The sequence below is a fragment of the Streptomyces sp. NPDC059455 genome (assembly GCF_042750115.1).
In the GTDB taxonomy this organism is placed as follows: domain Bacteria; phylum Actinomycetota; class Actinomycetes; order Streptomycetales; family Streptomycetaceae; genus Streptomyces; species Streptomyces endocoffeicus.
In genome coordinates, this window is sequence record NZ_JBHYVB010000031.1 from 69654 (window position 1) to 78048 (window position 8395).

Below are 8395 nucleotides of genomic sequence, written 5' to 3' on the forward strand. Positions count from 1 at the left end.
GCCCCCGCGGCCCCCCCCCCCATCCAGGCGGGGGCTGGGGCCCCCGACCGCCCGGGGGGGGTGGGGCCCCCCCCGCCGCCGGGTGGTTCTCCCACCGCCCGCCCCCCAACGCCGCCACCTACGCGGCCGCCCCCGCCGGGCCCCCCCTCCGCGAGCTGTCCTTCGGTGTTCATCGGGCCAGAGCCTATCCGGCCCGGCCCGATGATCCGGCGGTAGCTCAGTAGTCGCGCAAAATCGCCGCGATTCAGCCGCGAGCTCAGCTCTCGCGCTTCTCCTTGATCTTGGCGGCCTTGCCGCGGAGGTCGCGCAGGTAGTACAGCTTCGCCCGGCGCACATCACCGCGGGTGACGACCTCGATCTTCTCGACGATCGGGGTGTGCACCGGGAAGGTGCGCTCCACGCCGACGCTGAAGCTCACCTTGCGGACGGTGAACGTCTCGCGGACACCGGAGCCCTGGCGGCGGATGACGACGCCCTTGAACTGCTGGACACGGGAGCGGTTGCCCTCGATGACGCGGACGTGGACGTTGACCGTGTCGCCGGGGCGGAAGGTCGGGATGTCGCTGCGCAGCGACGCGGAGTCGACGGTGTCGAGCAGGTGAGACATGATCGTCTGCTTTCCTCGCTGATGCCACAGGTCATCAGCGGCATATCGGATGATGATTCGGAGTGCCGCCCTCATCGGGTGGGCGTCGGTCCCCCTGTGGCAGGGGCGCACACCCGGACGTACGGCAGCGGCCTATTCTTCCACGGCCCGGTCCGGCCGCCCAAATCGGGCCCCACCGGTCGCCCCGCCGGTCCCGGGCAGCTCCTCCCAGCCCAGTTCGGCCAGGAGCGCGCGGTCGTGCTTGTCGAGCGTCGCCGGGTCGCAGCGCTCGATCAGATCGGGGCGGTTCTCGCTGGTGCGGCGGAACGCCTCGTCCCGGCGCCAGCGGGCGACCCTGCCGTGGTGGCCGCTGATCAGCACCTCCGGGATGGCGCGGCCGCGCCACTCCGGGGGCTTGGTGTAGACGGGCCCCTCCAGGAGGTCGGCCATCGCGCCGGGGGCGAAGGAGTCGTCGCGGTGCGACTCGGCATTGCCCAGCACGCCCGGCAGCAGCCGGGCCACCGCCTCGGTGATCACCAGCACCGCGGCCTCGCCGCCGGCCAGGACATAGTCACCGATCGAGACCTCGTGGACCTCCAGCCGCTCGCCGTACTCCTCGATCACCCGGCGGTCGATGCCCTCGTAGCGGGCGGGCGCGAAGACCAGCCAGGGGCGCTCGGCGAGCTCGACGGCGAGGGCCTGGGTGAACGCGCGGCCGCTCGGGGTCGGCACGACCAGCGTGGGCTTGACCAGCCCCTCGGCCTCGCCCGACGCCATGATCGAGTCAAGCGCCTCGCCCCAGGGCTCGGGCTTCATCACCATGCCGGGGCCGCCGCCGTACGGCGTGTCGTCGACCGTGTTGTGCCGGTCGTGCGTCCAGGCGCGCAGATCGTGGACCCGCACGTCGAGCCGGCCGCGAGCGCGGGCCTTGCCGACCAGCGAGACGTTCAGCGGCTCCAGGTACTCGGGGAAGATCGTGACGACATCGAGCCTCATGACGGCTCATCCTCACGGCCGCCCCCGGTGTCGCCCTTACGGTCGTCGCCCGCGGTCTCACCGCTGTCCGCAACCGCGCCCTTACCGTTGCCCGCGGTCTCGTCCTTACGGCTGCCCGCGATCTCCGCCTCGGCCTCGTCGAGCAGGCCCGGCGGCGGGTCGATCACGGCGCGCTGCGCCTCCAGATCGATCTCCGGCACGACCTCGGAGACGAACGGGATCATCGCCTCACTCCCGTCGGGGCGCTTCACGACCAGCAGGTCCTGGTACGGCAGATGGGAGATCTCGGAGATCCGTCCGACCTCCGTGCCGTCCACGGTGACCACATCGAGGTCGATCAGCTGATGGTCGTAGAACTCCTCGGGATCCTCGGGGAGTTCCTCCGGGTCGACCTCCGCGATCAGCAGGATGTTGCGCAGCGCCTCCGCGGCGGTGCGGTCGCGCACGCCCTCGAAGCGCAGCAGCAGCCGACCGCTGTGCACCCGGCCGGACTCGATGGTCAGCGGCCCGGCCGAGGCGGGCTCGGTGGCCAGCACGGCGCCCGGGCCGAGCCGCAGCTCCGGCTCGTCCGTCCGCACCTCGACGGTGACCTCGCCCTTGATGCCATGGGCACGGCCGATCCGGGCGACAACCAACTGCACGATGCGATGTCCCTTCACACACACGGGCCGGGGACGGCCCAAAGCCCTCCCCGGCCCGTGCCGGTGCTCTTCTTGATCGCCTCAGCGGACCTGATCGACGTCGACGAGGTCGACGCGGATCCCACGGCCGCCGATGGCGCCCACGACAGTGCGCAGGGCGCGTGCGGTGCGGCCGTTACGGCCGATCACCTTGCCGAGGTCATCGGGGTGCACCCGGACCTCCAGCACCCGCCCGCGCCGCAGGTTGCGCGAGGCCACCTGCACCTCGTCGGGGTTGTCGACGATGCCCTTCACCAGGTGCTCGAGGGCCTCCTCGAGCATCCTCAGGCCTCAGTCGACGCGGTGGACTCAGCGGACCCGGCCGCCTCGTCCGACTTCTTGTCGGCCTTCTTCGCCTTCGGGGTGATCGCCTCACCCTTCGGCTCGTCACCGGCGTCCTTGGCGGCCGCCTCGAACAGCGCGCGCTTGTCGGCCTTCGGCTCGGCGACCTTCATCGGTGCCGGGGCGGGCAGACCCTTGAACTTCTGCCAGTCGCCGGTGACCTTCAGGATGGCCAGCACCGGCTCGGTCGGCTGCGCGCCGACCTTCAGCCAGTGCTGCACACGCTCCGAGTCCACCTCGATGCGCGACGGGTTCTGCACCGGGTGGTACAGACCGATCTCCTCGATCGCCCGGCCGTCACGGCGGGTGCGGGAGTCGGCGATGACGATGCGGTAGTGGGGCGCCCGGATCTTGCCCAGACGCTTCAACTTGATCTTGACTGCCACGGAAGTGGTGTCTCCTGGTCTTGACGTGGTTGAGCACTGCGACGTGCCGCGTGGGGTTGCGGTACCCGAGTGCCCGATGGACGCGTCAGCCGGAGGAGAGAGGGGTCCTGGTCGACTGTCGAGTACAGCAGACCATTCTGCCACACCGTGACAGGTCAGCCGACCGCGGCCACCGGCTCCGGAATGCGGAACGGCTTCCCGCATCCACCGCACATGATCGGTGCCTGGGCCAGCACCGATGGGACGACGCGGACATTGCGCCCGCAGTCGCACACCGCCTTGACCCGGACCCCGCCACCGGACGAGCCATGGCGCGCGGCGGGCCCGCGGAAGGTGCGGGAGGTCTCGGCGGTGGTCGCCACGGTGTGCGCCTTGAGCGCGCGCTGGAGGCGTTCGATCGTTGTCCGGTACCGCTTTCTCGCCTCGGGGCTGAGGGTGACCAGCGAGAAGCCGCTGCTGGGATGCGGCTCCTCGGGGTGATCCAGCCCCAGCTCCTCGGCGATCGCCAGGAACCGGCGGTTGTGGTAGCGGCCGGCGCGTGAGGTGTCACGGACACCGCGGGCAGCGGCGATCCCATGCACTGCCTCATGCAGCAGCCGTTCGAAGGAGAGCTCGGCGCCACATGCGGACGACGATTCTCCGATCAGCGATTCGGGCGCGGCGAGATCTGGCAGCTCGGGGTGGTGCCGTTGAATATCGGCCCACGCCTGCGCCAGCTCTGCGGCGAGAACAGGTGGTGTCGTGCTCACGTCGTGCTAACGAGCGGGACCGGTCCGGTGTTCCGATTCCGGGGCATCCCAAATAATTTGCACGTACCAGTCAGTTCACGGTGATGTACGACGACGAGGGGCGGGTGCGTAAATGTATGGATGAGCCACGCACCGCGCACCAAGCCGGTACGTACCGGTTCAGTAGGCCCTCGCGACGTCAGCTCTCGCGATGTCAGTAGGCCCTCGCGACGAACGCGACGTTACCGGGAGCGTCGTCGGCGTCCGGCACCGCCCCGTCCTCGGTGACCAGACAGCGCACGGACACGGACCGCTCGGCGAGCGCCGCCTCGCCCTCCGGCCCCAGGTCCGCCCACCGGATGCGGGCCCAGCCGCCCGCGGCCACGGCCTCGGCGGCCTCCTCCAAGGTCGTCACATCCGTGGTGCGCGCCTTACGGCGCTCACGGGCCTGCCGCAGCAGCAGCGCCTGGTCCTCCTCCAGGACCTTGGGCAGCAGCTCCGGCAGCAGCTCGGCGCGCACCGGCTCCTTGCCGCCGGGGATCCGCCTGGCCACCATCGCGGTGCCGCCCTCCAGGTCGCGCGGGCCGACCTCGACCCGGACCGGCACGCCCTTGAGCTCCCAGTCGACCGCGCGCCGGCCGAAGGGGGTGTCCGTACGGTCGTCGACGTGGACCCTCACGCCCGCCGCGGTGAGCAGCTCGCCGATCTCGCGGACCTTGGCGAGCACCGCGTCATCGCCCTTGATCGCCAGCACCACGACCTGGATCGGGGCCAGCCGCGGCGGGATCCGCAGACCGTTGTCGTCGCCGTGCATCATCACCAGCGCGCCGACCATCCGGGTCGTGCTGCCCCAGGAGGTCTGCCAGACCAGCTCCTGCTCGCCGTCCTTGGACAGATAGCTGGTGTGGAAGGCCCGGGCGAAGTTCTGGCCGAGCTCATGGCTGGTGCCCAGCTGGAGCGCCTTGCCGTCGCCCATCATCCCTTCGAGGGTGAGGGTGTTGAGGGCGCCGGCGAACCGCTCCCGGGCGGTCTTGCGGCCCAGGACCACGTCCATCGCCAGGACGTCTTCCATGAACCGGGCGTAGACCTCGCGGTGGATCCGGGCGGCGAAGGCCCGGGCGTCCTCGTACGACGCGTGCGCGGTGTGGCCCTCCTGCCACAGGAACTCGGTCGTCCGCAGGAACAGCCGCGGCCGCAGCTCCCAACGCACCACATTGGCCCACTGGTTGATCAGCAGCGGCAGATCGCGGTAGCTCTGCACCCACTTGGAGAAGTACTCGTTGACGATCGTCTCGGAGGTGGGCCGGACGACGACCGGCTCCTCGAGCTCCTTACCGCCGCCATGGGTGACGACCGCGAGCTCCGGCGCGAACCCCTCGACGTGATCGGCCTCCTTGGCCAGATACGACTGCGGGATGAAGAGCGGGAAGTACGCGTTCTGGACGCCGACCGCCTTGATGCGGGCGTCCATGTCCTGCTGCATCCGCTCCCACAGCCCGTACCCGTACGGTCGGATCACCATCGTGCCGCGCACCGGCCCGTTGTCGGCCAGTTCGGCCTTGTTGATCACGTCCTGGTACCAGCGAGGGAAGTCCTCCGTCTGGGGGGTGAGCACGGGAGCCTTAGCCATGGCGCCGATCGTACGGCCCGGGGGTACCGAACCGTGAATCGGACCAAAACGAGCCGATCAGTGCCGGCCATCGCCCGCGCCACACCCGTGGCCGTCCGGTGGCCAGGCGGAGGTCAGGGGGCGGTTCGGGGAGCGAGGCGTACGCACAGGTGTGCGGGGGCGCACAAAGGGGGCACGCAAGCACGGCCGTGAAACCTCTGGACGCGGGGACGGATGCGGAGTTCCCTGGCATTTGGGGGTGGGACGTCACAACGCACAACGGGGGAAACGCACAACGGGGGATGTGACACCGAATCTGACGACGGCACTGCTCTTCGCTGATTGGGGCCCTTTCGATGACATCTACGCTCGTACGGCGGCACCGCCCGCGCCCCTCCTCGTCGTGGACGACGGACGCGCACGCCCGCACCCGCGACTGGGCGGAGATCCAGGAGCGGATGCTGGTCCCGCTGTACGAGGCCGTGTACGAGCGGCTGGACGTCGGCGCCGGAACGCGTCTGCTGGGCCTGGGCTGCGGCTCCGGGCTCGCCCTCCTCATCGCGGCCGCGCGCGGCGCCGCGGTCTGCGGGGTGGACACGGACGAGCGGCGCCTGGACCTCGCGCGGGATCGGCTGACCGCCGCGGGCATGCCGGGCGACCGGGCGCGGCCCGCCCGGCTGGGCCTCGGCGGCCCGGAGAGCCCCTGCGTGCGGGAGGCCGCGGCGGACGCGGCCTTCACGGTGGTGACCGCCTTCGAGCCGCTGTCCGCCCTGGGCGCGGGAAGCCCCGGTGTGACGGTGTCCGCCGCCGCGTCCACGCTCGCGGCCGCCGCGGCCGGCACCGAGCGCGGCGGGGCCGTGGTGCTCGCCGGATGGGGCCCGCCGGAGCGCTGCGCCACCTCCGGGGTGCTGCGGGTGGGCGCCCGGCTCGCCGACCCCATGTGTTCCCCCGCGCGCTGGCGGCCCTGCGGCCGGGACGACCTGGAGGAACTGGCCGCGCGGGCGGGCCTGCGGCCCGACGGCTCGGGCCGGGTGGCCTGCCCGTTCGGGTACGCCGACATGGACAGCGCGGTGCGCGGACTGCTGTCGACGGGGCTGTTCGACGCGGCGGAGCGGGCCACGGATCCGACCCAGGTCCGTAAGGAGGTCACCGAGGCGCTGCATCCGCATCAGCGGGCGGACGGCACGGTGTGGATGCCGAACGTCTTCCGCTATCTGATCTGCCGCGTCTGAACGGGGCCATCGCGTAAGGCCCCTGACGCGGTGTGCGCAGGGGCCTTACGGTTCGCTCGTACGGGGGTGGCTCGGGAGCCGGGGCGACTCGGGAGCCGGGGCGACTCAGCCCATGAACTTCTTGAACTCGTCGGGGAGTTCGAAGTCCTGACCGCCCTGGTCGCCGTTGGGCAGCCCGAACGCGCCGCCCTGCTCGCGGCGTGCCGCGGCGGCCTGCTCGTCGGCCTTGCGCTTCATGGGGTTGCCCGAACGCTGCTTGCCCTTGGCCTTCTTCTGCTGCTTGCCCTTGCGCTTGTTGCTGCCGCCCATGCCGGGCATCCCCGGCATCCCGGGCATCCCCGGCATGCCGCCCTGGGCCATCTTCGACATCATCTTGCGTGCGTCGAAGAACCGCTCCACCAGGTTCTTGACCGCGCTCACCTCGACGCCGGAACCGCGGGCGATACGAGCGCGGCGCGAGCCGTTGATGATCGTCGGGTCATGGCGCTCGCCAGGGGTCATCGACTTGATGATGGCCGCGGTGCGGTCCACATCCCGCTCGTCCAGGTTGTTGATCTGGTCCTTCATCTGGCCCATGCCCGGCAGCATGCCGAGCAGCTTGGAGATGGAGCCCATCTTGCGGACCTGCTCCATCTGCGCCAGGAAGTCGTCGAGCGTGAACTCCTTGGGTCCCTTCGCCAGCTTGGCCGCCATCTTCTCGGCCTCTTGCTGGCTGAAGGTCTGCTCGGCCTTCTCGATCAGGCTGAGCATGTCGCCCATGCCGAGGATGCGGGACGCCATGCGGTCCGGGTGGAACGCGTCGAAGTCGTCCAGCTTCTCGCCGTTGGAGGCGAACATGATCTGGCGGCCGGTGACATGCGCGATGGACAGCGCGGCACCGCCGCGCGCGTCGCCGTCCAGCTTGGAGAGGACCACACCGTCGAAGCCGACGCCGTCGCGGAACGCCTCCGCGGTGTTCACCGCGTCCTGGCCGATCATCGCGTCGACGACGAAGAGGACCTCGTCCGGGCGGACCGCGTCGCGGATGTCGGCGGCCTGCCGCATCAGCTCCTCGTCGATGCCGAGGCGGCCCGCGGTGTCGACGATCACGACGTCGTGCTGCTTGGTACGGGCGAACTCGATCGAGTCCTGCGCCACCTTCACCGGGTCGCCGACGCCGTTGCCCGGCTCGGGGGCGAAGACGGCCACACCCGCCCGCTCCGCGACCACCGAGAGCTGGTTGACCGCGTTGGGGCGCTGGAGGTCACAGGCGACGAGCAGCGGGGTGTGGCCCTGGCCGTTCAGCCAGCGGCCGAGCTTTCCGGCGAGCGTGGTCTTACCAGCGCCCTGCAGACCCGCGAGCATGATCACGGTCGGCGGCTGCTTGGCGAAGCGGAGGCGCCGGGCCTCGCCGCCGAGGATGCCGACGAGCTCCTCATTGACGATCTTGATGACCTGCTGGGCGGGGTTGAGCGCCTGGGAGACCTCCGCGCCGAGGCTGCGCTCCTTGATCTGCTTGATGAACGCCCGGACGACGGGCAGCGCCACGTCGGCTTCGAGCAGGGCGATCCGGATCTCGCGTGCCGTGGCGTCGATGTCCGCCTCGCTGAGGCGTCCCTTGCCCCGGAGGTTCTTGAAAGTCGCTGCGAGGCGATCGGAGAGGGTATCGAACACGGTGGTCGCGAATCCTTCGGTCGGATGTCGGGTCGGTGGTCGGCCTCCAAGGGTATCCGCCCATTGCGCGAACGGTCTGCCCCCGGGTTTGCGACGCGATCCTGGTTCCGGGGGCTCCGCCCCCGTGCCCCCGCCGGGGCTCCGCCCCGGACCCCGCTCCTCAAACACCGGAGGGGCTGGGAT

9 protein-coding genes are annotated in these 8395 nt (G+C 70.8%); 1 reads left to right on the forward strand and 8 read right to left on the reverse strand.

Features of this window, described 5'->3' with window-relative positions; genetic code table 11:
* Nucleotides 1–256: 256 nt before the first annotated feature.
* The 7 genes from rplS to proS form a co-directional block, all read right to left on the reverse strand.
* Nucleotides 257–607, reverse strand: coding sequence for a 50S ribosomal protein L19 (rplS, locus tag ACFXB5_RS14045; protein WP_020868146.1), 351 nt, complete (start codon nt 605–607; stop codon nt 257–259).
* Nucleotides 608–739: 132 nt separating this feature from the next.
* Nucleotides 740–1582, reverse strand: coding sequence for a tRNA (guanosine(37)-N1)-methyltransferase TrmD (gene trmD / locus ACFXB5_RS14050; RefSeq protein ID WP_385206744.1), 843 nt, complete (start codon nt 1580–1582; stop codon nt 740–742).
* A complete protein-coding gene (gene rimM / locus ACFXB5_RS14055) occupies nt 1579–2223 on the reverse strand; it encodes a ribosome maturation factor RimM (RefSeq protein WP_385206747.1) in 645 nt (214 codons plus the stop codon). Before rimM ends, trmD begins: the two co-directional genes overlap by 4 nt.
* An 81-nt stretch (nt 2224–2304) precedes the next feature.
* Nucleotides 2305–2544: an RNA-binding protein gene (locus ACFXB5_RS14060; protein WP_020868149.1), complete on the reverse strand. Its 240-nt coding sequence runs from the start codon at nt 2542–2544 to the stop codon at nt 2305–2307.
* Nucleotides 2545–2546: 2 nt separating this feature from the next.
* Nucleotides 2547–2990 carry a 30S ribosomal protein S16 gene (rpsP, locus tag ACFXB5_RS14065; RefSeq protein WP_385206750.1) on the reverse strand — a complete coding sequence of 148 codons (444 nt, stop codon included), beginning with the start codon at nt 2988–2990 and terminating at the stop codon, nt 2547–2549.
* Between the two features lie 155 nt (nt 2991–3145).
* Nucleotides 3146–3739 carry a hypothetical protein gene (locus ACFXB5_RS14070; protein ID WP_201850856.1) on the reverse strand — a complete coding sequence of 198 codons (594 nt, stop codon included), beginning with the start codon at nt 3737–3739 and terminating at the stop codon, nt 3146–3148.
* Between the two features lie 193 nt (nt 3740–3932).
* Nucleotides 3933–5348 carry a proline--tRNA ligase gene (gene proS / locus ACFXB5_RS14075; RefSeq protein ID WP_385206753.1) on the reverse strand — a complete coding sequence of 472 codons (1416 nt, stop codon included), beginning with the start codon at nt 5346–5348 and terminating at the stop codon, nt 3933–3935.
* 335 nt (nt 5349–5683) lie between these two features.
* Here proS and ACFXB5_RS14080 point away from each other — a divergent pair, with 335 nt between their 5' ends.
* Nucleotides 5684–6559 (forward strand): methyltransferase domain-containing protein, encoded by an 876-nt coding sequence (locus ACFXB5_RS14080; RefSeq protein ID WP_385206756.1) that lies wholly within the window; start codon nt 5684–5686, stop codon nt 6557–6559.
* Nucleotides 6560–6664: 105 nt separating this feature from the next.
* Here the strand turns inward: ACFXB5_RS14080 and ffh are convergent, their stop codons facing one another.
* The gene (gene ffh / locus ACFXB5_RS14085) at nt 6665–8212 is read right to left on the reverse strand and encodes a signal recognition particle protein (RefSeq protein ID WP_385206759.1); all 1548 of its coding nucleotides are present in this window, start codon (nt 8210–8212) and stop codon (nt 6665–6667) included.
* Nucleotides 8213–8395 lie beyond the last annotated feature (183 nt).

What these genes read in the sequence shown, in the direction of transcription:
- ACFXB5_RS14060 (WP_020868149.1), bottom strand. Translation starts at nt 2,544, where the DNA reads ATGCTCGAGGAGGCCCTCGAGCACCTGGTGAAGGGCATCGTCGACAAC.
- rplS (WP_020868146.1), bottom strand. Translation starts at nt 607, where the DNA reads ATGTCTCACCTGCTCGACACCGTCGACTCCGCGTCGCTGCGCAGCGAC.
- ACFXB5_RS14080 (WP_385206756.1), top strand. Translation starts at nt 5,684, where the DNA reads ATGACATCTACGCTCGTACGGCGGCACCGCCCGCGCCCCTCCTCGTCG.
- trmD (WP_385206744.1), bottom strand. Translation starts at nt 1,582, where the DNA reads ATGAGGCTCGATGTCGTCACGATCTTCCCCGAGTACCTGGAGCCGCTG.
- proS (WP_385206753.1), bottom strand. Translation starts at nt 5,348, where the DNA reads ATGGCTAAGGCTCCCGTGCTCACCCCCCAGACGGAGGACTTCCCTCGC.